Annotated in this window: 17 protein-coding genes, 1 tRNA gene and 3 pseudogenes; 6 read left to right on the plus strand and 15 right to left on the minus strand. The window is 52.9% G+C overall.

Translation table 11 applies throughout. The features are described from left to right. Window positions 1-250: 250 nt before the first annotated feature. The 4 genes and pseudogenes from rhuM to ACLD4K_RS15230 form a co-directional block, all read right to left on the minus strand. Window positions 251-1,288: a virulence protein RhuM gene (rhuM, locus tag ACLD4K_RS15215; protein ID WP_411012093.1), complete on the minus strand. Its 1,038-nt coding sequence runs from the start codon at window positions 1,286-1,288 to the stop codon at window positions 251-253. Between the two features lie 87 nt (window positions 1,289-1,375). Further along, window positions 1,376-1,792: pseudogene (locus ACLD4K_RS15220) on the minus strand (DUF4942 domain-containing protein); the annotation flags it as partial. A gap of 29 nt (window positions 1,793-1,821) precedes the next feature. Beyond that, window positions 1,822-3,022: pseudogene (locus ACLD4K_RS15225) on the minus strand (AAA family ATPase). A 121-nt stretch (window positions 3,023-3,143) separates the two neighbouring features. Further along, window positions 3,144-3,275, minus strand: a pseudogene (locus tag ACLD4K_RS15230) (TA system toxin CbtA family protein); the annotation flags it as partial. A 412-nt stretch (window positions 3,276-3,687) separates the two neighbouring features. On the opposite strand from ACLD4K_RS15230, the gene ACLD4K_RS15235 reads away from it, so the two are divergent. Further along, the gene (locus ACLD4K_RS15235; protein WP_411012094.1) at window positions 3,688-4,032 is read left to right on the plus strand and encodes a hypothetical protein; all 345 of its coding nucleotides are present in this window, start codon (window positions 3,688-3,690) and stop codon (window positions 4,030-4,032) included. 224 nt (window positions 4,033-4,256) lie between these two features. On the opposite strand, the gene ACLD4K_RS15240 is transcribed toward ACLD4K_RS15235, so the two are convergent. Further along, window positions 4,257-4,351: transfer RNA gene (locus tag ACLD4K_RS15240), tRNA-Sec, on the minus strand. Between the two features lie 287 nt (window positions 4,352-4,638). Between ACLD4K_RS15240 and ACLD4K_RS15245 the strand changes: the two genes are divergently transcribed. Further along, window positions 4,639-6,021, plus strand: a complete 1,383-nt coding sequence (locus ACLD4K_RS15245; RefSeq protein ID WP_183059659.1) for a glycoside-pentoside-hexuronide family transporter — start codon at window positions 4,639-4,641, stop codon at window positions 6,019-6,021. 11 nt (window positions 6,022-6,032) lie between these two features. Continuing rightward, the gene (gene yicI, locus ACLD4K_RS15250) at window positions 6,033-8,351 is read left to right on the plus strand and encodes an alpha-xylosidase (RefSeq protein WP_411012095.1); all 2,319 of its coding nucleotides are present in this window, start codon (window positions 6,033-6,035) and stop codon (window positions 8,349-8,351) included. Window positions 8,352-8,453: 102 nt separating this feature from the next. Here the strand turns inward: yicI and ACLD4K_RS15255 are convergent, their stop codons facing one another. Continuing rightward, complete coding sequence (locus ACLD4K_RS15255) at window positions 8,454-10,163, minus strand: AsmA family protein (protein ID WP_411012096.1); 1,710 nt, start codon at window positions 10,161-10,163, stop codon at window positions 8,454-8,456. Between the two features lie 120 nt (window positions 10,164-10,283). Continuing rightward, complete coding sequence (gene xanP / locus ACLD4K_RS15260; RefSeq protein ID WP_183059662.1) at window positions 10,284-11,675, minus strand: xanthine/proton symporter XanP; 1,392 nt, start codon at window positions 11,673-11,675, stop codon at window positions 10,284-10,286. A 227-nt stretch (window positions 11,676-11,902) separates the two neighbouring features. Between xanP and gltS the strand changes: the two genes are divergently transcribed. Then, window positions 11,903-13,108, plus strand: coding sequence for a sodium/glutamate symporter (gene gltS / locus ACLD4K_RS15265; RefSeq protein WP_000462250.1), 1,206 nt, complete (start codon window positions 11,903-11,905; stop codon window positions 13,106-13,108). A 35-nt stretch (window positions 13,109-13,143) separates the two neighbouring features. Here the strand turns inward: gltS and recG are convergent, their stop codons facing one another. The 5 genes from recG to gmk are packed head-to-tail and all read right to left on the minus strand — an operon-like array spanning window position 13,144 to window position 19,008. Continuing rightward, window positions 13,144-15,225 carry an ATP-dependent DNA helicase RecG gene (recG, locus tag ACLD4K_RS15270; RefSeq protein WP_411012097.1) on the minus strand — a complete coding sequence of 694 codons (2,082 nt, stop codon included), beginning with the start codon at window positions 15,223-15,225 and terminating at the stop codon, window positions 13,144-13,146. A 5-nt stretch (window positions 15,226-15,230) separates the two neighbouring features. After that, entirely contained in the window at window positions 15,231-15,920 is a 690-nt protein-coding gene (gene trmH / locus ACLD4K_RS15275) for a tRNA (guanosine(18)-2'-O)-methyltransferase TrmH (RefSeq protein ID WP_001068436.1), read from the minus strand. Window positions 15,921-15,924: 4 nt separating this feature from the next. Next, window positions 15,925-18,036 (minus strand): bifunctional GTP diphosphokinase/guanosine-3',5'-bis pyrophosphate 3'-pyrophosphohydrolase, encoded by a 2,112-nt coding sequence (gene spoT / locus ACLD4K_RS15280; protein ID WP_000280481.1) that lies wholly within the window; start codon window positions 18,034-18,036, stop codon window positions 15,925-15,927. 18 nt (window positions 18,037-18,054) lie between these two features. After that, entirely contained in the window at window positions 18,055-18,330 is a 276-nt protein-coding gene (gene rpoZ / locus ACLD4K_RS15285) for a DNA-directed RNA polymerase subunit omega (protein WP_000135058.1), read from the minus strand. A 54-nt stretch (window positions 18,331-18,384) separates the two neighbouring features. Then, on the minus strand, window positions 18,385-19,008 hold the full coding sequence (gene gmk / locus ACLD4K_RS15290) for a guanylate kinase (RefSeq protein ID WP_000046966.1): 624 nt from the start codon (window positions 19,006-19,008) through the stop codon (window positions 18,385-18,387). Window positions 19,009-19,264: 256 nt separating this feature from the next. On the opposite strand from gmk, the gene ligB reads away from it, so the two are divergent. Next, window positions 19,265-20,950, plus strand: a complete 1,686-nt coding sequence (ligB, locus tag ACLD4K_RS15295; protein WP_411012098.1) for an NAD-dependent DNA ligase LigB — start codon at window positions 19,265-19,267, stop codon at window positions 20,948-20,950. On the opposite strand, the gene ACLD4K_RS15300 is transcribed toward ligB, so the two are convergent. Together ACLD4K_RS15300 and ACLD4K_RS15305 are read right to left on the minus strand one after the other, a co-directional pair. Further along, window positions 20,947-21,564, minus strand: a complete 618-nt coding sequence (locus tag ACLD4K_RS15300; RefSeq protein ID WP_000924334.1) for a trimeric intracellular cation channel family protein — start codon at window positions 21,562-21,564, stop codon at window positions 20,947-20,949. The two genes, ligB and ACLD4K_RS15300, sit on opposite strands and share 4 nt — an antisense overlap. Before the next feature lie 250 nt (window positions 21,565-21,814). Further along, window positions 21,815-22,696, minus strand: a complete 882-nt coding sequence (locus tag ACLD4K_RS15305; RefSeq protein WP_411012099.1) for an HARLDQ motif MBL-fold protein — start codon at window positions 22,694-22,696, stop codon at window positions 21,815-21,817. 73 nt (window positions 22,697-22,769) lie between these two features. On the opposite strand from ACLD4K_RS15305, the gene ACLD4K_RS15310 reads away from it, so the two are divergent. Next, window positions 22,770-23,672, plus strand: a complete 903-nt coding sequence (locus ACLD4K_RS15310; RefSeq protein WP_001050866.1) for a LysR family transcriptional regulator — start codon at window positions 22,770-22,772, stop codon at window positions 23,670-23,672. Between the two features lie 49 nt (window positions 23,673-23,721). Here the strand turns inward: ACLD4K_RS15310 and ACLD4K_RS15315 are convergent, their stop codons facing one another. Beyond that, a complete protein-coding gene (locus ACLD4K_RS15315) occupies window positions 23,722-24,585 on the minus strand; it encodes a YicC/YloC family endoribonuclease (protein WP_000621352.1) in 864 nt (287 codons plus the stop codon). Window positions 24,586-24,649 lie beyond the last annotated feature (64 nt).

The raw sequence follows: 24,649 nt of genomic DNA on the forward strand, positions 1-24,649 counted from the left end.
AATCCGGGCTGAGTTCCCTCAAAGTGATCTACTATTTGGCGCAGCTATTTAGTCTTAATAATAAGCAAATACTTTATCTTGAAATAGAGGACGAATGGTGGGCATAAGAGAAGGATTTTGGCGATCACAGGAGTCGTATTTGATATCTTGGTCTGTTGAATTTATTGACTTTTATCGTGTTGGATTTTTGTTGGTGCTCCCTATTGTGCCCCCAAATGATTTTGCTTGTGGGGTTTGGGGACATCCTGAGCTACTTTTTAGGCTCTGTTTTCCACTGTAACAAAGCGGCGATATCTTTCTCACCTTCGGCTTCTTTTAAGCGCCGTTGTTGTTCAGCAAACTGACTGTATTCCGCCTGCGCTTTTTTATCGGCCATTTTCTTACTGACTTTACCTGCGCCTTGCAAAACCTCACGGTCATTAAATTGCAGGAACTGATCCAGCTTATCCTGCCAGTCGCGTAAAAAGACCTGTTGACGACGACGGGCCTGATCCTCGGCGAAATCCAGCCACATGTTAACTACGCGGTTAAGCTCGCTGACTTCATCCTGAGTGAGATAATTTTTTGCCACCGTCACGTCACATTTGCGCACCTCTTCACCTTTATAGCTGGTCAGCCCCATATGCGGCTGGCAGGCGTCAGCACGCTGATGAATGAGTTCAGCGGCGGTATACCCGGTACAGGCAAAATGTAACTTGTTCTGGATGGTTTGAAAAAACTGCGTGGTTTCTTTGAGGGACGGTTGATAATCGGCGGCCAGAGCAAAGATCTCGCGTACCCGCAAATAAACCCGACGTTCGCTGGCGCGGATATCGCGGATACGCTCCAGCATCTCATCGAAATAGTCGGGTACAGCCGATGAACCCACGGGCGGATTTTTCAGGCGCTCATCGTCCATCACAAAACCTTTGATCAGGTATTCCTGGAGCGTCTGGGTTGCCCACTGGCGGAACTGCGTGCCGCGCGGGGAGCGAACGCGGTAGCCGACAGCAAGGATGACAGGCAGGCTGTAGTGAAGCCTGTTGCGGCTTACCTGACGGCCACCTTCCTGTTGAACTTGTAAGTAAGACTTACAGGTTGCGTTTTGCTCAAGTTCGCCTTCTTCATAGATCGCTTTAATGTGCTGTGTAACGGCCTGGGGAGTGATCTGATAAAGGTTTGCGATGATTGCCTGAGGGAGCCATAGCGTCTCTTGCTCAAAGCGGCATTCAACGCGTACTTCACCGTCATCGCTGGCAAACATAATGAATTCACCTGCCGGGGATTGGGTTAAGTATTTATCTTCCATGCCGCCTCCGCTTATATCTGACTCGCGATGCTGTAATCCGCTTAGTATGCCAGAAATTCCTGGTGAAGCTCATTACGCAGATAGCGTTTATTTTGCGGGTAGCGCCCCTGGATAGTGTTTCACCACGATATCGTTCATCTTCTCTACCAGATCCAGACGCTTGAACGTAATATGCCCGCTGCCTTTCTGAAAGTAGTGGATAGAGAATAAATCATCCTCAAAAACCTGCTGATGCGGGTTATCACGAATGAAGTCCATCAGTCGGATAGTCACATCGTATCGGTTATCGGGAATGGTTTTACCATCCAGCAGGTAGAGCATCCGTTCCAGATCGGCGAGCTGGTCGCGTCGCCAGCCCCAGTTCAGGCTGTAGCCCCATCGGTCATGCTTCACCAGATTGTTGACGATAATCTTCTTGCCGAAATAACAAGGATTATTGGTTTTGTACTCCTAGCTTAACCCCTTAAATACATTGATAATCCCACGTTCGAAAACATCCCGTTCCTTGACCGGAGGTTGTGGCTCGACACCCATCACACTTTGCAGCACGTCGTTACTCGGCTCGCCGTAGGTCGCTCCGAGCGGCATCAACGCTTTCCCGTTGCCATTTTCATCCTGCTCAAGCAGACGAATGGATTCGCGTTTTACCGTACTGAGCACCTGCGGGCTATGGGTCGTGACAATAAATTGGATCTGTGGAAATGCGCTGCGCAAAGACTGGATAATTTGTTGCTGCCAGGCCGGGTGCAGGAACATGTCAACTTCATCAATCAGCACTATCCCCTGAGTTTTTAAGGCGGCTTCATCGTGTAAATGTGGGTTGAGTTTGACACAGCGAAATGCGATATCCGCAACCATCGCAACCGCATTACGTAAGCCGTCACTGAGCTGGGATAAAGGGATTTTGCCGTGCTGTGGATGGTTCATCACCAGTTGCTGGTTATGGCTGAAACTGTATTCCAGATCGCGCCATCCCGTTACATCTTTTGTCAGACAGTTAATTGCCTGCTGAATAACCTCAATGGATTCTTTTATTTTATCAACGCGAATCCCTTCGGCGATATCAACTGCGGAGTTTTCCAGTAACCTAATCTGGAACTCACGATAGCTAAGTCATAACCAGTTATACCACTGCTCGAATTGTTTATAATTTGAGGTAGCTGAAAGGCAATTATCGTAGCCCGTTAACCGTGAATATGATCTGACAATATCGTATACCAGTTTGCCAGGCTCCGTTGGCTCATATTGTCTTTCCTGATACCACAATCGAGCCGTGCCAAGATAAAGCATTAACGGAAGATCAACATATTGTTTGTTGTTTTCGTCGCGCACATGCTTTTGAAGCCGTTCACCCCAGCGGGTAAGCTGCGCCGCCGTCTTATCTTCATGCGGTGGCTGTTCTCCTCGCTTGTCGAGCATCCAGGTTGCCGTCTTTCCGCTTTCCCATTCTCCGGTAGCTGTAATCATGGCCGGAGACGACATTTCCATGTTCAGCGCTTCGGGGCGGAAAACCAGACGTACATCTTCGGTACGGATCGCTAGTGATTTATCTTTCACGTAGAGGCTGGCATCAAAACCACGAATGAAGGGGAACAGCGCCAGGCGTACCGCATCCAGCACTGTCGTCTTGCCCGCGCCGTTCGGTGCAACCAGAATCGTAATGTGCTCATCAAAAGTAATATCGAGCTGCCTGAAACAACGAAAGTTAAGCAGTGAAAGTTTGTCGATTCTCATTACACCAGCCCCACCTGTTTTTATGTTTTAGTATAATAACATTTATTGCACGCTTTAAACGGGCATGGGTTACGTCTTTTATCACGTTTTAACTATTTATCCTGTTGATTAACATGGTTTTTTAAGGAATTAATAAAATCCTTTCCTGTCGTGTCCGTAGAGTATCGACAGCCAGGAGATAAGGTGACTGTTGCTGATAACCATATTCTTTGCGATCGATACGAAATCGCTCATGTTTTTTCTTCAGAAAGTTACGGCATCGACAAACGTAGCGCCTGCGTTGATAAACGTAAGGCTATAGTGCCGTTCAAGTAGATGAGTAAGCTGCGACGTTACTGCTCGTATGAACACCATCCACCCTTATGATGTGAGCCCGTACCCCCATGTGGATGTTGACCCTTTGGGCAGGCAAGCGCACCGGATGATGCCGTGACGGTAATAAAAGCGATAATCACCGCTGTAAATAATCTCTTCATATATAACTCACATTAATAAATTAGAACATATTACTACCTACTACAGAATACGCATACTTGATACGGAATTTGGGGATAATATAACGCGTACTTTAGTTTAAATTCTATCCTTCATGTGGCATAGGTTATCAGGATAGGTTTTCGTTATGAATTTTATCTGAGATATTAAAGCAACATATTGGGGGGAATATGAGTTATAAATATGTTGGTAAGCATGGCTGTGATGTTGCATTGCGGATGGGCTATAAAGAATGCCCCGATGAAAATGCTTATGGTGATGCCTATTATATCAAAGATGGGTTAAAATGGATATTTAATATAACAGGCTTAAAAAAACGGCTTGGCGTATACAGCGACGACGATCTCCGTAAACAGAACTATGATGTAGATACCTATTATCGAGTTGAAAACCAACAGGAAGAAAGTGCAGATGATGAAATGCAATCGCTATACCATAATTTAGCGGTAGAAGAAGGAGAACCCGTGTATCTGGAGGAAGGCATGTATCTTTATCCGGATGGCTCTATACGTTGATCTCATAATTTTGGCCTGGCGTACTTTTATCCCTTCTTTGCGGACGATATCCCACAATAAATGGACGTTCGGTTTTAGCAATCGGTAAATGGTGATTAATAAAATAATATTCCACTTTCTCTCTCCACCTTTCCTTTCGTATTATATGCAAGAACTGGTCTTAATAATAAGCACATACTTTGTCCCGAAATAGAGGACGAATGGTGGACATGAGAGAAGGATTTTGGCGGAAGATCACAGGAGTCGAACCTGCCCGGGACCGCTGGCGGCCCCAACTGGATTTGAAGTCCAGCCGCCTCACCGGAGACGACGATCTTCCGCGCCTCGATTGCTACATGGAGGCGCGCGCATTATAGCTACTTCCTGGCGTTTCCACATCCCCTCCCGTGCTTTTTTAACTTCCCTTTCCTTCTGCCATGATCGGTTTCATATAAATCCCCATAAAATCCATTAGTTACATTTCATCACACTTTTTGACGCTACCCTGATCACAGAAAACAAGAATCGTAATTTGATAACCAAATAACGGAATATTCACGCTCGCAGGGAAGGTTTACAAAAACTGTAACCGGTATCAGTGAGCGTTGTGAGCGTTAAGGATGCGTAATGAAAAGTGAGATTCTCTCCGTTAAGGAGAAGATTGGCTATGGTATGGGCGATGCCGCCAGCCACATCATCTTCGATAACGTCATGTTATATATGATGTTCTTCTATACCGATATTTTCGGTATTCCCGCTGGTTTTGTCGGCACCATGTTTTTACTGGCACGTGCGCTTGATGCCATCTCCGACCCTTGCATGGGCCTGCTGGCCGACCGTACCCGCTCTCGCTGGGGCAAATTCCGACCCTGGGTGCTGTTTGGCGCGTTGCCGTTTGGTATCGTTTGTGTGCTGGCTTATAGCACGCCGGATCTCAGTCTGAACGGCAAAATGATTTATGCCGCCCTCACCTACACGTTGCTCACCCTTCTGTATACTGTGGTCAACATCCCTTACTGCGCGTTGGGTGGTGTAATAACTAATGACCCAACGCAGCGTATCTCCCTGCAATCCTGGCGCTTTGTGCTGGCAACGGCGGGCGGAATGCTCTCTACCGTACTGATGATGCCTCTGGTGAAACTGATTGGCGGCGAGAATAAGGCGCTGGGCTTCCAGGGGGGGATTGCGGTGCTCTCAGTGGTGGCGTTCCTGATGCTGGCGTTCTGCTTCTTTACCACCAAAGAGCGCGTTGAAGCGCCTGCCACCCATACCTCCATGCGTGAAGACCTGCGTGATATCTGGCACAACGACCAGTGGCGCATAGTCGGCCTGCTCACCATCCTGAATATTCTGGCGGTATGCGTGCGCGGCGGAGCGATGATGTATTACGTCACCTGGATATTGGGCAAGCCGGGCGTGTTTGTCGCCTTCCTCACCACCTATTGCGTCGGCAACCTGATTGGCTCGGCGCTGGCAAAACCGTTGACCGACTGGAAATGCAAAGTGAGCATTTTCTGGTGGACCAACGCCTTACTCGCAGTAATCAGCGTGGCGATGTTCTTCGTACCGATGCACGCCACGATCGCTATGTTCGTCTTTATCTTCGTGATTGGCGTGTTGCACCAGTTAGTCACGCCTATCCAGTGGGTGATGATGTCTGACACCGTCGACTACGGCGAATGGTGTAACGGCAAACGCCTGACGGGGATCAGTTTTGCCGGCACGTTGTTCGTGCTGAAACTGGGTCTTGCCCTCGGCGGGGCGCTGATTGGCTGGATGCTGGCAGGTGGCGGTTACGATGCGGCGGCGAAAACGCAAAACAGCGCCACGATCAGCATCATCATCGCTCTGTTCACTATCGTCCCGGCCATCTGTTATCTGCTGAGCGCCGCGATCGCCAAACGCTACTACACCCTGAAAAGCCCGTTCCTGAAAACCATTCTGGAACAACTGGCGCAGGGCGCACACCGCAACGAACAAGAATTTACCTATAAAGAATTGCAGAACTAAAGGAACAGACTATGAAAATTAGCGACGGAAACTGGCTGATCCAGCCTGGCCTTAATTTGATTCACCCGGTTCAGGTGTTCGACGTTGAACAGCACGGGAATGAGATGGTGGTCTATGCCGCGCCGCGCGATGTCCGCGAACGAACCTGGCAACTGGATACCCCGTTGTTTACCCTGCGTATTTTCTCGCCGCAGGAAGGCGTGATAGGTGTACGGATGGAACACTTCCAGGGCGCTTTGGATAACGGCCCACATTATCCGCTCAATGTCTTGCAAGATATCAACGTAGAGATGCAGAACAACGCCGAATTTGCCGAACTCAAGAGCGGCAGCCTGAGCGTACGCGTCACCAAAGGTGAGCTTTGGTCACTGGATTTTCTGCGCAACGGTGTACGTATCACCGGTAGTCAGTTGAAAAATAACGGCTATGTGCAGGACACCAATAGCGGGCGCAACTACATGTTCGAGCGTCTGGATCTCGGCGTGGGCGAAACCGTCTACGGGCTGGGCGAGCGCTTTACCGCGCTGGTGCGCAACGGTCAGACGGTGGAGACCTGGAACCGCGACGGCGGCACCAGTACCGAACAGTCTTACAAGAACATCCCGTTCTATATCACCAACCGTGGCTACGGTGTGCTGGTAAACCATCCGCAGTGCGTGTCGTTTGAAATTGGCTCCGAGAAAGTCTCCAAAGTTCAGTTCAGCGTCAAGAGCGAGTATCTGGAATACTTCGTCATCGACGGCCCGACCCCGAAAGACGTGCTGAACCGCTATACCCAATTTACGGGTCGTCCGGCGCTGCCGCCCGCCTGGTCGTTTGGCCTGTGGCTGACCACCTCATTTACCACCAACTACGACGAAGCGACCGTTAACAGCTTTATCGACGGTATGGCCGAGCGTAATCTACCGCTGCACGTCTTCCACTTCGACTGTTTCTGGATGAAAGCTTTTCAGTGGTGCGATTTTGAATGGGACCCGGTGACTTTCCCCGATCCGAAAGGGATGATTCGCCGCCTGAAAGCGAAAGGGCTGAAAGTCTGCGTGTGGATTAACCCCTACATCGGCCAGAAATCCCCGGTCTTCCAGGAGCTAAAAGAGAAAGGGTATTTGCTTAAACGCCCGGACGGCTCCTTGTGGCAGTGGGATAAATGGCAGCCGGGACTGGCGATTTACGACTTCACCAACCCGCAAGCCTGCGAATGGTATGCCGACAAGCTGAAGGGCCTGGTGGAGATGGGAGTGGACTGCTTCAAAACTGACTTCGGCGAACGCATTCCAACGGATGTGCAGTGGTTTGATGGTTCAGATCCACAGAAAATGCACAACCATTATGCCTACATCTACAACGAACTGGTGTGGAACGTGCTGAAAGAGACCGTGGGCGTTGAAGAGGCGGTGCTGTTCGCCCGTTCCGCCTCGGTGGGCGCACAACAGTTCCCGGTGCACTGGGGCGGCGACTGCTACGCCAACTACGAATCGATGGCGGAAAGCCTGCGCGGCGGGCTGTCCATCGGCCTGTCAGGGTTTGGCTTCTGGAGCCATGATATTGGCGGATTCGAGAATACCGCCCCGGCGCATGTCTACAAGCGTTGGTGCGCATTCGGCTTGCTCTCCAGCCACAGCCGCCTGCACGGTAGCAAATCCTACCGGGTTCCGTGGGCCTATGACGACGAGTCCTGTGACGTGGTGCGCTTCTTCACCGAACAGAAGTGCCGGATGATGCCGTATCTGTATCGGGAAGCGGCGCGCGCCAACGAAGCCGGTACGCCAATGATGCGGGCGATGATGCTGGAATTCCCGGACGATCCGGCGTGTGATTATCTTGATCGCCAGTACATGCTGGGAGATGCGGTCATGGTAGCGCCGGTATTTAGTGAAGCGGGCGACGTGGAGTTCTACCTGCCAGAAGGTCGCTGGACGCACCTGTGGCGCAACGATGAAGTGCAGGGCAGCCGCTGGCATAAACAGCAGCATGGCTTCCTGAGCCTGCCAGTGTACGTGCGTGACAATACACTACTGGCGCTGGGCAACAATAGCCAGAAGCCCGATTACGCCTGGCATGAGGGTACGGCCTTCCAGTTATTCCATCTGGATGACGGCTGCGAAGCGGTCTGCGAAGTCCCTGCTACGGATGGTTCGACAATCTTTACGCTGCAGGCGAAACGCACAGGCAATACCATTACGGTGAGCGGCGAAGGCGAGGCGCGCAACTGGACGCTGTGTCTGCGTAATATTACGCAGATTAGCGGTACCAAATGCGGTTCATATGCGGGAAGTGAACTGGGCGTAGTGGTCACCCCGCAGGGACATGAAGTGGTGATTACGCTTTAAATCTGAATCGCCGGATGGCGCCGTGAGCTGCGCTTATCCGGCCTACAGATGAGCAAGAACCGTAAGCCCGGTAAGCGCCATCGCCACCGGGCAAGCCCTCAATTACAGCGCTGGCTCCGTTGACGTAACTTCCCCGCCGGACACCACGCCCGCTTGCATCGTCTGTGTTATCTGCTGCTTTTGTGCGTTGACCGCGTGTAATTGCCCGTTTACCGTCGGTTTCAACGGCGCATCGGCCTGAATATTGCCGCTGGTCGTGAGCTGAATATTGCCATCGCCAGCAATCGGTAATGCCGGCCAGCCCCACTGTTGTAGCACATCCATTGGTACGCCGCGTCCGTTCAGGCTGATTTGCGTCTGACGCTCCGGCAGTTGCGATACGCTGGCAGTGGCTTCCAGTATCCCTTTTCCAGTAAACGCGCTCAGATCGCTGATGTTGACCGTGCTGGCATTAGCCGTCAACGACAGCGACGGGCGGCGCACGTCCACACGGTTAAAGGTTGCCGCTGCGGCGTTGAGGGTCGCATTGCCGCTCCAGACGCCCCATTGATGATGTTGTACCAGCCCCAGGTTTGCGCCGTAGCCGTCCAGAGCGGTGATTTGCCACGGGAAGGCTGGGTCGATATCGATCACCAGATTGCGGCTGGCGCTGAATTTTTTCAGCGTCAGGCTGTTCAACCAGTCGGGCAGCGGCTTCATCCATAACTGCTTCCAGTTTTCCGGCAGCGTATACTCCAGCCCGGCGATAGCGGTATCGTCCAGAATAAGCGCTTTGCCTTCGCGTAACCAGGCGCCGGAGGTTCTGACCATACCGCCTTCCCAGCGGGTGGTGAACTGGCGTAGCGCAACGCCCTGTGGTGAAAATTCGGCGTTCAGGATTGGATCGAGCAAGTGCAGCGAGCCGTAAATAAACTCGCTGGCGTTCATCGATAATTTACCTTCCTGACTTTGCCAGTCTTCTTTGTGCAGAGTCAGATTGCGCAAACTCAGGTCAAGATCGGTGACTGCCCAGTCTGGCCCTTGCAGGCTGGAGTCCGTCACTTCAAGACGACCAATCTGCAAAGATGGAACCGTAGTAAGCGGCGCGAAAAACTCGCTCAGGGATTTATCGCTTTGTAACCGAATATCATTCAGCCGCAGATTTTCAACGACCCAACTACCGTCAGCGTTACGCCGGGCGACGCCGGTTAACGCTCCGCGCGCCATATCGGCGCCGACGGTGTTTAACATCACCTGATTATGGTCGATACTGCCTTCAATAAGCACATTCGTGGCGGGAACGTCGTTTAACGTCAGCGAACCGGCGCTCAGTTGGATCTGGGCTTTATTGCCCAATACCCGACCGGCTTCGGGGCGCCAGGGCATAACGCCGCCGTTAACGCGCTGGGCGCTCAACCGCCATTCGCTACCGGGACTATTGAGCGCCATATTGCGAAGTTGCAGGCGGTCGGCCTCAAACGGGAAAGGGGCGGTTTGCACTGAAATATTCAGCGTGCCGTCCTGTAACAGAATCGTGTCGACATGCAGCGGCGCGGTTAACTGGCGAATGCTCAGACCGATATCTACGGTTTTCGCGACCAGGGTAGCAGGCTGACCATCACGACCAAAGGTCACATTCTCCAGTAAAAGATGGGATGGGGCGGAAAAACGATGATCCATCACGTCGAATGTGAGGTGATAACCGCTGTTCTCTGATACCCAGTTGCTGACATGATCTGCGCCCCAGCGCGTTTGCAGCAGAAAATAAAAGCCGAAAATCACCACTAAACAGGCGATCAGCACGTAGAGAAGCAACCTCCCAATCAATTTCATGGTCTTCCATCCCGTGAAATGCACATAGGGGATTTATGCACGATTTGCGTGCAATCCTCAAGACAGGAATGGTGAAAGAGCGTTACAGCAGCGGCGAATCGTGTCGCCGCCGCAGGGTTTTTACGGTTTTTCCGGCGGGAGAATCAGGTTCAGCACGATAGCCGTGATGCCACCAGCGGCAATTCCGGATGAGAGCAGATTTTTCACCCATTCCGGCGCGAACTGCAGGATCTGCGGCTGTTGCGAGACGCCAAGACCCACGGCCAGCGACAGGGCGATAATCAGAATCGCGCGGCGGTTCAGCGGCTCACGCGAGACAATACGCACCCCGGAGGCGGCAATGGTGCCGAACATCACTAACGTAGCACCGCCGAGCACCGGTTCCGGGATATGCTGCACAAAACCGCTTACCGCCGGGAACAGGCCGAGCACAATCAGCATCAGCGCGACGACAAATCCCACATAGCGACTGGCGACGCCGGTCAACTGAATTACGCCGTTGTTCTGACCGAAACAGGAATTCGGGAACGTATTAAATACCGCTGAAACAAATGAGTTCAGGCCGTTAGCCAGTACGCCGCCCTTTAGCCGTTTCATGTACAAGGGGCCGGATACCGGCTGCTCGGAGACATCAGAGGTGGCGGTGATGTCGCCGATGGTCTCCAGCGACGTAATCATAAAGACCAGCATCAACGGCAGTAACAGGTTCCAGTCAATGCCCAGACCATAATACAGCGGGGTCGGCACCATCAGGATGTCCTGTGAGACCGGCGCGTTATTCTCAGGCAACATGCCCATAAACCAGGCCAAAAGATAGCCAGCCGCCATGGCAATAACCAAAGAAGCCACGCGCAGGTAGGGATTACGCTGCCGATTCAGCAGGATAATAATGGCCAGGACGACGCCGGCCAGCAGCAGGTTTTTCGGTGCGCCAAAGGTGTTGTCGCTCATGGCGGCATAGCCGCCGCCGATGGAGGTTAGCCCCACCTGAATCAGCGACAGGCCAATAATCATCACCACGACGCCGGAGACTAACGGCGTGATAATCCGGCGCGCCAGATGTAGAATGCGAGAAAGCACCATCTCGGTGCAGCTTGCCAGCATCAGCGTGCCGAACAGCGCCGCCATCATCGTCGGGACGTCCGCGCCGCCGGTTTTCAGCGCGGTACCGCCCATAATCAGCGGGGCGACAAAGTTAAAACTGGTTCCCTGGATGGATAACAGCCCCGATCCTACCGGCCCCCACGCTTTGATTTGAATAACAGAGGCTACGCCGGAGGCGAACAGCGACATGCTGATAATGTGCTGCGTATCCTGCGCCGGTAAACCCAACGCCTGGCAGATTAACAGCGCTGGCGTGATTACCGCGACAAACATAGCCAGCAGATGCTGACAAGCGGCAAAAAGGGTTTGAGGGAGCGGCGGGCGATCTTCAAGACGGTAAATTAATTCGCTGTTTTGCGTCTGCGCAACCGGTTGCGCATCTGCCGGCTCGATGGCGTTAACGGACATCAGGGACATTCTCGTGGTGGAAAAGCGGTGATTTTATCTGACCAGGTGGTAAAAGCAAACGATTGCGAGCGAATATTCTTAATATTTAAAAAAGATAAATGCACCTTTTTATATAACTTTTTGCCTTTTTCTGCTTAAAATCCATGCCGAAGACTCGCAAAGAGCTAAAAAACTGACTCAGGAAATGATTTGTGCGCACATGTCACAGCGCACTACAGGAGCTTTAAATGTTTGAACTCGATACCTTATCGACCCTTGTCGCCGCCACGCTGGTGCTGCTACTGGGTCGCAAGCTGGTCCAGTCTGTCTCCTTACTGAAGAAATATACGATTCCGGAACCGGTGGCGGGGGGGTTACTGGTCGCGGTTGCGCTGCTGGTGCTGAAAAAAAGCGTCGGTTGGGAGGTCAACTTTGATATGACCCTGCGCGATCCGTTGATGCTGGCGTTTTTCGCGACGATCGGTCTTAACGCTAACCTGGCCAGCCTGCGCAAGGGGGGACGCGTTGTTGGCGTCTTCCTGGTCGTCGTGGTCGGATTACTGCTGATGCAGAATGCCATCGGTATCGGCATGGCGAGTCTGCTGGGGCTGGACCCGTTAATGGGGCTGATTGCCGGGTCAATTACGCTGTCCGGCGGACACGGTACCGGCGCGGCGTGGAGTAAACTGTTTGTCGAACGTTATGGTTTTGCCAATGCCACCGAAGTTGCGATGGCATGTGCAACCTTTGGCCTGGTGCTGGGCGGGTTGATTGGCGGCCCGGTAGCGCGTTATCTGGTGAAACACTCCACCACGCCGGATGGAATGCCTGACGATCAGGCCGTGCCGACAGCCTTTGAAAAGCCGGATGTGGGCCGTATGATCACCTCTCTGGTGCTAATCGAAACTATCGCCCTGATTGCTATCTGTCTGACCGTGGGCAAAATCGTAGCGCAGCTACTGGCGGGAACGGTGCTTGAACTGCCGGTCTTCGTTTGTGTGCTATTTGTTGGGGTGATCCTCAGCAATGGCCTGGCGCTGGTGGGTTTTTATCGCGTATTTGAGCGTGCTGTTTCGGTGCTGGGGAACGTGAGTCTGTCACTGTTCCTGGCAATGGCGCTGATGAGCCTGAAGCTGTGGGAACTGGCGTCGCTGGCGCTGCCGATGCTGGCGATTCTGGTGGTACAGACCATCTTCATGGCGCTGTACGCGATCTTTGTCACCTGGCGCATGATGGGGAAAAACTACGATGCGGCGGTGCTGGCGGCGGGTCACTGTGGTTTTGGCCTGGGCGCAACGCCGACCGCCATTGCTAATATGCAGGCGATTACCGACCGTTTTGGCCCCTCGCATATGGCGTTCCTGGTGGTGCCGATGGTCGGCGCGTTCTTTATCGATATCGTCAATGCGTTGGTGATCAAGCTGTACCTGATGCTGCCGATTTTCGCGCAATAATAGTTTGTACGGCGGCATTAAAGCCGCCGTGCTCATTAGGCGTTGGAATAACGTTCGGTTTCCGGCATCCAGCGCTCAATCAGCGCTTGTGCCTGCTGCGGATAACGTTCGTGAATATGACGGGCAATACGCTGAACTTCGGGGATCATGGCTTGATCGCGCAGCAAATCAGCTACTTTAAATTCGGCGTTCCCCGTCTGGCGGGTGCCCAGTAATTCCCCCGGGCCGCGAATCTCTAAATCTTTTTGTGCAATCACAAAGCCGTCGTTGCTGTCGCGCAATACCTGTAAACGCTTCTGCGCCGTTTTCGACAACGGCGATTTATAGAGCAGCACGCAGTGCGACGCGACCGCGCCACGGCCAACGCGCCCTCTGAGCTGGTGTAACTGCGCCAGGCCCAGTCGCTCCGGGTTTTCAATAATCATCAGGCTGGCGTTAGGAACATCGACCCCCACCTCAATCACCGTAGTGGCGACCAGCAGATGCAGTTCACCCTGCTTAAAGGCCTGCATCACCGCCTGTTTTTCGGCGGGCTTCATGCGGCCGTGTACCAGGCCGATATTCAACTCCGGTAACGCCAGCTTGAGCTCCTCCCAGGTGGCTTCCGCCGCCTGCGCTTCCAGCAGGTCAGATTCTTCAATCAGCGTACAGACCCAGTAGGCCTGACGGCCTTCGGTTGTGCAGGCGTTGCGCACACGATCAATGATTTCATGGCGACGGGTATCCGGAATCGCAACGGTAGTGACAGGGGTACGGCCCGGCGGTAGCTCGTCAATCACCGAGGTATCGAGATCGGCGTAGGCAGTCATCGCCAGGGTGCGCGGAATGGGCGTTGCGGTCATAATCAACTGATGCGGATGAAAGCCCTGCTGCTGGCCTTTTTCCCACAATGCCAGCCGCTGGTGGACGCCAAAGCGGTGCTGCTCATCGATAATGACCAGCGCCAGGCCGTTGAACTGCACCTGTTCCTGAAAGATAGCGTGGGTGCCGACAATCATCTGCACCTGACCGCTGGCAATAGCCTCTTGCTGCGCCTGGCGTGCTTTACCTTTTTGCTTACCGGCCAGCCAACCCACTTCAACGCCCAACGGTTCGAACCAGTTGCGGAAATTATTTGCGTGCTGTTCAGCCAGCAATTCGGTCGGTGCCATCAGCGCCACCTGCTTACCATGAGCGATGGCGCGTAGCGCCGCCAGGGCGGCAACCAGCGTTTTCCCTGAACCGACGTCGCCCTGAACCAGACGCATCATCGGCACATCCAGCGCCATATCACGTTCGATCTCTGCCACCACCCGCGCCTGCGCGCTGGTGGGTTTAAACGGCAACGACGCCAGCAGCTTGTCTTTCAATATGTTGTTGGTACTTAGCGGCTGAGCGTGATAGCGCTGCGCGCCTGCGCGAAGCGCCAGCATACTGAGATTATGCGCCAGTAGCTCTTCAAGAATAAGCCGCCGCTGTGCCGGGTGTTTGCCGGTTTCTAAATCGGCGAGCTGGAGCGTTGGCGGCGGGCGATGCAAGGTACGTAGCGCCTCCGGCAGGCTCATCATACCCTGCGCCAGTTCCGGCGGCAGTAGTTCGGCAATGGCGCAGGTGTCGAGCAACTCCAGCGCCTGATCGGTAAGCTTGCGCAGTGTCGCTTGCTTCACGCCCTCGGTGGTCGGATAGACGGGGGTGAGCGTTTCCTGAAGTTCCGGCGTGCTGAGATCGCCCTGCAGGCGATATTCCGGATGGATCATCTCTGCGCCATACTTGCCGCGCTTCGCTTCCCCGTAGGCCAGCACACGCCGCCCCGTCGCCAGGCTGTTTTTCATCGCCGCGTTAAAATTGAAAAAGCGCATGGTAAGAATGCCGGAACCGTCGCTAATCTGGCAGGTCATCATCCGACGACCGCCGAAAGTGATATTGCAGTTCAGCACTTCACCTTCAACGGTGGCGTAGATGCCAGGCAGCAGTTCGCCAATGGGGTAGAGTTGGGTACGGTCTTCGTAACGCAGAGGAAGATGTAATAGCAAATCCTGGACGGTATGCAGGCCAATTTTCGCCAGTTTACTGCTTTGCGCTGCGCCGACACCTGTCAGGGAATTGAGCGGAACAGCGTCTAACAAGCGGCCTGACATGGTGATTACCCTGCCGCCTGCATCGTCGCCCACCAGTCAGCATCGGCGTCTATTTCGCCCTGCTGATTGACGCGAGGATAAGGCAAACCTTTACGTTTAGCGACTTTCGCCAGCACCGGATAACCACCCTCAAACAGCAGGCGCTGCTGTTCATCTTCCGGCAACATGCTATTTTCACGCAGATACATGCCCGCGTTCTGTCGCTGGCGCTGGGCTTCATAAAGAATGAGCGCGGAGGCGACGGAAACATTCAGCGACTGTACCATGCCGATCATCGGAATGATGATGTCCCGATCCGCCAGGTCTAATGCTTCCTGAGTAATACCGGTTTTCTCCTGACCCATCAGAATACAGGTCGGGCGCGTGTAATCAATCTCGCGAAAGTCTACGGCCTTATCAGAAAGATGGGTTGCCAGAATCTGCATTCCCCGTCCTTTCAAATGGGCTACCGCATCGCCAATGGTACGGTGAGTTTTCACCTGTACCCAACTGTTGCTGCCCGCCGCCGCGGAAGCCATGGTGCGCATCCGGCTACCAGGCCAGATGGCATGGACTTCATGGACACCAACGGCATCTGCGGTACGAATGATTGCAGAAACGTTATGAGGTTTGTGGACTTGCTCCATGCAGACCGTGAGATCAGGCTGACGCCTGGCGAGCATTTCGCATATACGCGCATAACGTTTTGGATTCATAGCGCTAGTTTCGGTTACGGGTGACTTTAATAACGTCTGGCATCACGCGGATTTTGCGCATGATATTCGCCAGATGTACGCGATCGCGTGCGGTAAGGCGAATAAAGGTACTATAGACGCGACCATCTTTCTCTTCAGTATTCAGGCTTTGAATATTGGAGGTGGTGGTATTAATCGCTGCCGTCAGGTTAGCCAGCGCGCCCTGATGGTTAAACATTTCCACCTTGATTTCGGTAATGAATTCCTGCTCCGTCTCTTTGTCCCATTCGACCGCCATAAATTTCTCTGGCTCTTTCTGGTATCCACGGATATTACGGCAGGATTCGTGGTGGATCACCAGTCCTTTACCTGGGCTTACGTGAGCGATGATCGGGTCGCCTGGGATCGGACGACAACACTTCGCAAAGGTGATAAGCACGCCATCCGCGCCTTTAATCGGCAGGTGGCCGTGATTCGATTGCGCAACGGTCGGCACCACGGCTTCGCCTTGCTGCAGATTTTTCGCGACCACTACGCTCATCGCGTTGCCGAGACCGATTTCCGCCAGCAGATCGTCAAGCGTTGCCAGCTTCATACGATCCAACTCGCGCTGAATATTTTCCTGCGGAATTTCCGCCAGCTTACGACTACCGCCTAAAGCATGGTTAAGCAGACGACGGCCCAGGCTTACGGAGTCATCACGTTTGAGGTTTTTCAGCAACTGACGAATTTTAGCGCGCGCTTTAGAGCTGACGACAAAGTTCAGCCAGGCGGCGTTGGGACGCGCGCCCGGCGCGGTAATAATTTCGACGGTCTGACCGCTGCTAAGCGGCTGCGACAGCGGATAAGGCTGCCGGTCGACACGCGCGCCGACGCAGGCGTGGCCGATGTCGGTATGCACTGCATAGGCAAAATCCACCGGCGTAGCGCCAGCGGGCAGTTCGACAATGCGTCCTTCCGGGGTGAAAACGTAAATCTCATCCGGGAAGAGATCGGATTTTACGCTTTCGATAAATTCAAACGAACTACCGGCGCTCTGTTGTAGCTCCAGCAGGCTCTGCATCCAGCGCTGGGCGCGGATCTGCGCCGTGGTGCTGGTCTCACCGTGTTCTTTATACGCCCAGTGCGCCGCGACCCCCATTTCCGCCATCTGATCCATGTCTTCGGTACGGATCTGGACTTCAACAGGAACGCCGTGCGGGCCGATCATCGAGGTGTGCAAAGACTGATAGCCGTTCGCTTTGGGAATGGCAATATAGTCTTTCACGCGTCCCGGACGCGGCTTATAGAGACTGTGCATCTGACCGAGTACGCGATAGCAAGTATCGGAGTCATGAACGATCACGCGGAAAGCGTAAATGTCCATGATCGAGTGAAAACGCTGCTCTTTGAGCACCATTTTACAGTAGATCGAGTAAAGATGTTTTTCGCGACCGCTAACGCGACACGGAATTCCCGCCTCTTGCAAGCGTCCTTCGATTTCAGAGAGGATTTTTTGGATCATCTCCTTACGGTTGCCGCGCGCCGCTTTTACCACTTCTTTGATGACGCGGTAACGATTGGGATACAGCGCTTCAAAACCCAGCTCTTCCAGCTCGGTTTTAATGTGATGAATACCTAAACGGTGCGCCAGAGGACTGTAGATTTCGAGGGTTTCACGGGCAATACGACGACGTTTATCCGGGCGTAACGAGCCCAGCGTGCGCATGTTATGGGTACGGTCAGCAAGCTTAATGAGGATGACGCGGATATCCTGCACCATCGCCATAATCATTTTGCGAAAGTTTTCGGCCTGCGCCTCTTTCTTATCGCGGAACTTGAGCTTATCAAGTTTCGACACCCCCTCTACCAGCTCGGCAACGCTTTTACCGAAAAGCTGTTCCATGTCCTGATAGGTGGCGGGGGTATCTTCAATCACGTCATGCAGCAGAGCGGCCATCAGCGTTTCGTAGTCGAGTTTCATCTCGGCCAGAATACAGGCCACCGCTACCGGGTGCGTGATATAGGGTTCACCGCTTGAACGTGTCTGGCCCTCGTGAGCGTCACGTGCAACGAGATACGCCTGCCGAAGACGCTTAATCTGGTCTTCCGGCAGGTAGGTTTGAATCAGTTGATTCAGGCTTTCAAACAGATACAAGGGCGACCCGCTTTGTGATTAACGACGACCTTCAGCAATAGCGGTAACGGCTTGTAATTCAGCGGCTTCCTGCTCTTGCTGTTCCTGGCGCTCGCGGACGTCAAGGATCTGGTTGTTAATCAGACCTTCTTCGATTTCGCGCAGCGCGATAACGGTAGTTTTATCGTTTTCTTCCGGTACCAGCGGATCCTTTCCGCCTACCTGCATCTGACGAGCGCGACGCGCGGCGACCAGTACCAGGTCAAAACGGTTACCAATTTTCTCTACAGCGTCCTGAACAGTTACGCGTGCCATACTTAAAATGCTCCACAGGTGAAGAAATGACTGGGCATGATACTGAAAGTGGGTTCAGTCTGCCAACAATTTGCTGATTAAAGCGTCATGACGCTGCTTTTGGCGGCTCATACGCAGACGTTCAGCGCGAATGATGGTTTTCAAGTCGCTTAACGCGGTATCAAAGTCGTCATTCACAATAAGATAATCATATTCGGCGTAATGGCTCATTTCTGCAACCGCTTGCGCCATTCGTTTGGCAATGACTTCTTCGCTATCTTGCCCGCGGCCGCGTAAACGGCGATCCAATTCGATCTTTGATGGCGGCAAAATAAAAATGCTGCGTGCTTGCGGCATCTTTTCGCGAATTTGCTGGGCGCCCTGCCAGTCGATATCCAGAAAAACATCAACGCCGGTTGCCAGCACTTGCTCAATGGTTTCGCGCGAAGTGCCGTAGTAATTGCCAAACACTTCCGCGTGCTCCAGAAACGCCTCCCTGCCAATCATGGTTTTAAACTCATCATGATTTACAAAGAAATAGTGCTCACCGTGCACTTCACCCGGACGCGGCGCGCGCGTGGTATGTGAAACGGAAACCTGAGTGTCATACAACGGTTGGGTTTTTAATAAAGCCTGAATCAGGCTGGATTTACCCGCGCCACTGGGGGCAGAAACAATATAAAGCGTACCTTGAGCCATGAGTATATTACGTCTGTGATTATCGAAATAGAGCCTTGATACGGGCTTATTATACACATCGCCGTTATGCGACGTAGTCTTTGTCACACTTTTTGCGCCAGATTATTGCATTTTGCGTCCCTTTTTCCGCTTTTATCGCGTCGTTGCAGCAACCCACCAAAAAATCTGGAAAGCGGCTCGGATGGTGCATTTTTACCTGTCGGTTTTTATTCACTAAAGCGCTATACCTGCCGGGCAATGTGCGCAGGAGGTCGTGATGAGATTATGGAAAAGTATGGCGTGGGGAATTTTATTGTGGCATTCGCAGAGTGGGGCGCTTTGCCCGGCCTGGCCGCCAGCAAGGGCCGCTGAAGAAATCGCCCGTTTACAGCAACAGCTCGCTGACTGGAATGACATCTACTGGAAACAAGGTGTTAGCGCGGTTGACGATAGTGTGTACGACCAACTCAGCGCAAGGCTGGTTCAGTGGCAACGCTGTGTTGGTCAGGATGTATCATCTACTCCGGTTTCACCGCCGTTAAACGGTACAACAATGCACCCTGTTGCGCATACGGGCGTACGCAAACTCGCGGACCGACAGGCGGTAGAACAGTGGATGCGCGGGCGCAGCGAGCTTTGGGTACAACCAAAAGTGGATGGCGTAGCGGTAACGCTGGTTTATCAAAACGGTAAACTGACCAGGGCCATTAGCCGGGGTAACGGACTACAAGGCGAGGACTGGACGCCAAAAATCCGCCGGATCCCCTCTATACCGCAGACAACACAAGGCGCGCTAGCTAACGCGGTGTTGCAGGGCGAAATCTTTCTACAGCGCGAGGGGCATATCCAGCAACGGATGGGCGGGATGAATGCGCGCTCGAAAGTCGCAGGAATGTTAATGCGCCAGGATAACGCCTCCGCGCTAAATTCGTTGGGTATTTTTATTTGGGCGTGGCCAGACGGTCCGGCAAATATGCCCGAAAGGTTAAGCCAACTTGCTAAGGCTGGATTCAGTCTGACGAAGAAATATTCCCTGGCGGTAAAAAATGCCAGTGAGGTCGAGCGGGCGCGCCAGTCATGGCTGACGTCAGCGTTGCCCTTTGTAACGGATGGCGTAGTGATACGCATGGCTAAAGAGCCCGCGGCACAATACTGGCGACCCGGGCAGGGCGACTGGCTGGCAGCATGGAAATATCCGCCAGTAGCGCAGGTCGCGCAAGTGAGCGCTATTCAGTTCTCGGTGGGGAAAAGCGGCAAAATTACCGTAGTAGCGTCGCTTGTCCCCGTTATATTGGATGATAAGCGGGTTCAGCGGGTCAATATCGGTTCTGTGAAACGTTGGGAGGCGTGGGATATCGCGCCGGGCGATCAGATCCTGGTGAGTCTGGCGGGGCAAGGCATTCCCCGGCTTGATGAGGTCGTCTGGCGGAGTCGTGAGCGGAGTAAACCTGTACCGCCTGATAGCCATTTCAACTCGCTGACCTGCTTTTACGCGTCGGCAACGTGTCAGGAACAGTTTATCTCCAGGCTGGTATGGCTGGGGTCACGGTCGGCGTTGGGTCTGGACGGAATGGGTGAAGCTAGCTGGCGGGCCTTGCATCAGACGCATCGTTTTGAGCATATCTTCTCCTGGCTTGCCCTGACGTCAGCGCAAATAGCCAACACGCCAGGCTTTGCTAAAGGAAAAAGCGAGCAGATATGGCGGCAATTTAACCTGGCGCGCCGGCAGTCGTTTACCCGCTGGATCATGGCGATGGATATCCCCTTAACGCAGGCCGCATTACAGGCCAGCGGCGATCGTTCATGGGAGCAGTTATTAATGCGAACAGAGCAACACTGGCGGCAGTTGCCAGCGACGGGCGAGCGTCGTGCCGGGAGAGTTATCGGCTGGCGGGATAATCCGCAGATCAAAACGCTGAGCAGATGGCTGGCTGCTCAGCATATTCCCGGATTTGGGTCTTAGTGCCCTTCATGGCGGTAATAAAATACCGGCAGGCCAAGTTTAAGACGTAGCGCTAATAACCTTGCTGTAAAGCCAAACAGTAACGTAGAGATAACGACGACATCCGGATTCATGACGTAATGTTGTAGCGCAATATAGAGTACCGCCGAGGCGAACGAAATGCCGGCATATAGCTCTTTTTGAAACACCAGTGGAATGCGTTTGCAGAACATATCGCGGAGCACGCCGCCAAAGACGCCGGTAGTGACGGCGGCCACCACGGCGATAATTGGCCCTTCGCCCATATCAAGGGCTATCTGAGCGCCAATAATAGAGAAAACCACCAACCCCAGAGCGTCAAGTACCAGGAAAAGCTTGCGTAAATAGGGCATGACGGGGGCAACAATGGTGGTCAATACAGCGGCAGTCGCCACAATAATGACATATTCGGGATGCTTCACCCAACCCAGCGGATAGTGACCGAGCAGAATGTCGCGAACCGAGCCTCCACCAATGGCGGTGGCGGTAGCAATAATAATTACGCCGAATGTATCCATGCGACGACGACCCGCAGCGAGTGCGCCCGTCATGGCCTCGGCAGTAATGCCAATTAAATAAAGAACGTGCAACAGCATGATTTCCCCCTAATTTACTGGGGGCGAAGATTAACGATTTGTGCGCTGTATCACGATTGAGATTTTCTAAGGCATTACACGATTAATAAATTTTAGTAATGATTTTAAATTTATGATTAATAATTATTTATTATAAATATCAATAAATTGAACGTCATTTTTGTGGTTTATTGTATGCGAGGTTTTTCTGTTTTGACTTAGATAAATTACCTGAACGGCGCCCTGGATGCGCCGCCGGTGAGTTATTTCATTATGGCTGCTGTGCGGTAAGTTGTGTGATGAAGCGCTGACGCGAGCGTTCCACATACTGTTGCAAGCCATTGGAATCAAAGAATGCCTGTGTATCGCCGTTACGAAGTTGCTGTCGTTTCTCCAGTAGCCCGAAGCGGTCACCTTTGTTGGCAATAAAGATATCAACATGCTGGGCGGCCAGTGTCTTAAAGCTACCCTGAATATCAGTAACCAGGTCAGGGTAATTTTTGTTGTTAATCAGCAGATAGTCGGGCGTAGCGAGACTATCTGCGTAAATTAGCGTCTTGCTGTTGCGGAGCGTTACGCGCCAGGAGGTTGAGCCGGGTAGATGTCCAGGCGTGAATAGTGCTGTCACGGTTATCCCTCCGAGGCTGATGCTTTCCTGGTTGTGGATAATTTTATCAGTGGTGACGGGCGGGAAGGGGAGCGCATCGCCAAGCGCAAAATCCTCTCGTCCACCCCTCGCCATCTGATCGGCGTTGGGTTGACTGGCGACCAATTGTGCGCCGCTCCACGCTTTCAAACGTGCCATGCCCCCCGCTTGATCCAGCCGCGCATGGCTATTCAACAGATAGCGCACGTCTGTGAGGAGGAATCCTGCCGCTTCAATATTCGCTTTAATTTGCGGTGCGCTTTCATCCAACCCCGCATCAATAAGAATATGCCCTGCCGGAGTGGTCAGCAGAATAGAAGAGAGATTTTCCGTGCCGACATACCACACGCCTTCTGTGATTTGAAACGGCTTTATAGGCTTAGCCCACGCTTTAAACAGTGATAACGGAGGCGCGGGTGATAACGGTTGTGAAGGATCTAATGCCGCCATGGCAGGAAGTGCTGATGTTGAAAATATACATACAAAGAATAATACATAGCGATTCATAATGCTCTCCTGATTGAAGCGCCCGCAGTATACCTGGCAGTAATTTAGCCAGGTTCAATAAGAGAGACGTTTAATGAACTTGCTGCAAATGGATATGAACCTGTTAAAAGTACTGTATGTGCTGCTGGAGACGAGCTCTACGGGGAAAACGGCGCAAAAGCTGGCTTTGTCGCCTTCTGCGGTAAGTCATGCGTTAATGAGATTGCGCGATGCGCTAAACGATCCGTTGTTTCGACGGGAAGGGAACCGCCAGATTGCTACGCCTTATGCGCAGGCGCTGCGTGACAAATTGGCGCCTGTATTTGTTTCGCTTAATGAGGAGCTGTTTGGCGATAAAGAGAACGGCTCCCGTTGTTTCCGGGTGGTACTTCCTCCCGCATTGAACGCGCTGCTTACGCCCGTTCTCGCAGAGAAAGGTCATCTTCATCAGGCGGTGATCGAGTGCCTTCCTTTTGCCCGCCGACCCTGGCGTGATGAACTGTTGGATAGCTCGGTTGATTTGGTGCTGGCAATTGGCGACCATCAAAAGCAGGTCAGCGCTCTGCATTACGAGCGGGTGGGGACTACGCGTTTGATCGCGGTTTATGGCGCGCCATTGCGTTCACGTCTGGAGAATGCCACAGCGTTGAATTTTGCTGATCTACAGCATTATCAACACATTTACTGTTTGCCGTGGACAAAAGAGAACAACGAACTGGACAGGCAGCAGGCTCGTGCCGGGTTTGAACGTCCGCTGGCGTTTGTTTGTCATGATTACAGTCAACTTGCGCCTGCTGTCCAGTCGGCGCCGCTAATGGCGATTGTACCGCGCCCCTGGTATGAAAATTTATCCGATAAGCGCGGTCTTTTTGTCCTGCCGCTTGCCGGGGAGCAGGCGGAAGGCGCTATTTTTATGCAGTATCGGGCTTCAACGGTAGAGTGGAAGCGACGCCTTATCGACGCTATTCGCCGGAAATTAAAAACGTACTACCGATAAACGCGAGAGCCCGCATAAGGCGGGCTCTGTGACATATTGAGCGCCAGAATTATTCAATATTCTGGATCTGCTCGCGCATTTGCTCGATCAACACTTTTAATTCAATAGCGGAGTTAGTTACATCAGCGTTGATGGATTTGGAGGCCAGGGTGTTCGACTCACGGTTAAATTCTTGCATCATGAAGTCCAGACGGCGACCTACCGCCTCTTTTTTCTTCAGAATGTTGTAAGTCTCTTTGACGTGCGCTTCCAGACGATCCAGCTCTTCCGCCACATCAATGCGCTGCGCCATCATCACCAGCTCTTGCTCCAGACGGTTGTTTTCCAACTGAACCTGAGCATCTTCCAGCTTCGCGACCAGGCGTTCACGCTGCCATTGCAGGATTTCCGGCATATGCGCGCGGACTTTCGCTACTTCGGCGCTGACGCCTTCCAGACGTTGTTCAATCAGCGCTTTCAGCGCCTGGCCTTCCGTTTCGCGCGCGACGATAAAGTCATCCAGCGTACCGTCCAGTGCGGCTAAAATTTCTGCGGCAATCGCGTCCAGATCCTGCTCTTGCGCCGCCATGACACCTGGCCAGCGCAAAATATCAACCGGATTGATTTCCCCTTCGTCGCTCTGCATTTTGACCCAGTTTGCGGCGCTAACTAATTGTTTCGCGAGCTTTTCATTCAGAATAAGCTCGCCTTGCGCGCTGGCATCGGGTTCAAAACGCAGCATACATTCGACTTTGCCACGCGTCAGGCGTGTACGAATGCGTTCGCGCACGACGGGTTCAAGACTACGGAACTGTTCCGGCAGACGAAAGTAAGTTTCCAGATAACGCTGGTTTACCGAGCGCATTTCCCAGGTCGCGCTACCCCATTCACCCTTGATTTCACGCCGGGCGTAGGCGGTCATACTGCGGATCATAGATGTTCCCGTTTTTAAAGGAGAGATGAGGGGATTATAGCTATCCATGCCTTGTCAGGATAGG

Origin of the sequence: Salmonella sp. 741265055_HSA (assembly GCF_046569525.1) — a bacterium.
GTDB classification, from domain to species: Bacteria; Pseudomonadota; Gammaproteobacteria; order Enterobacterales; family Enterobacteriaceae; genus Salmonella; species Salmonella enterica.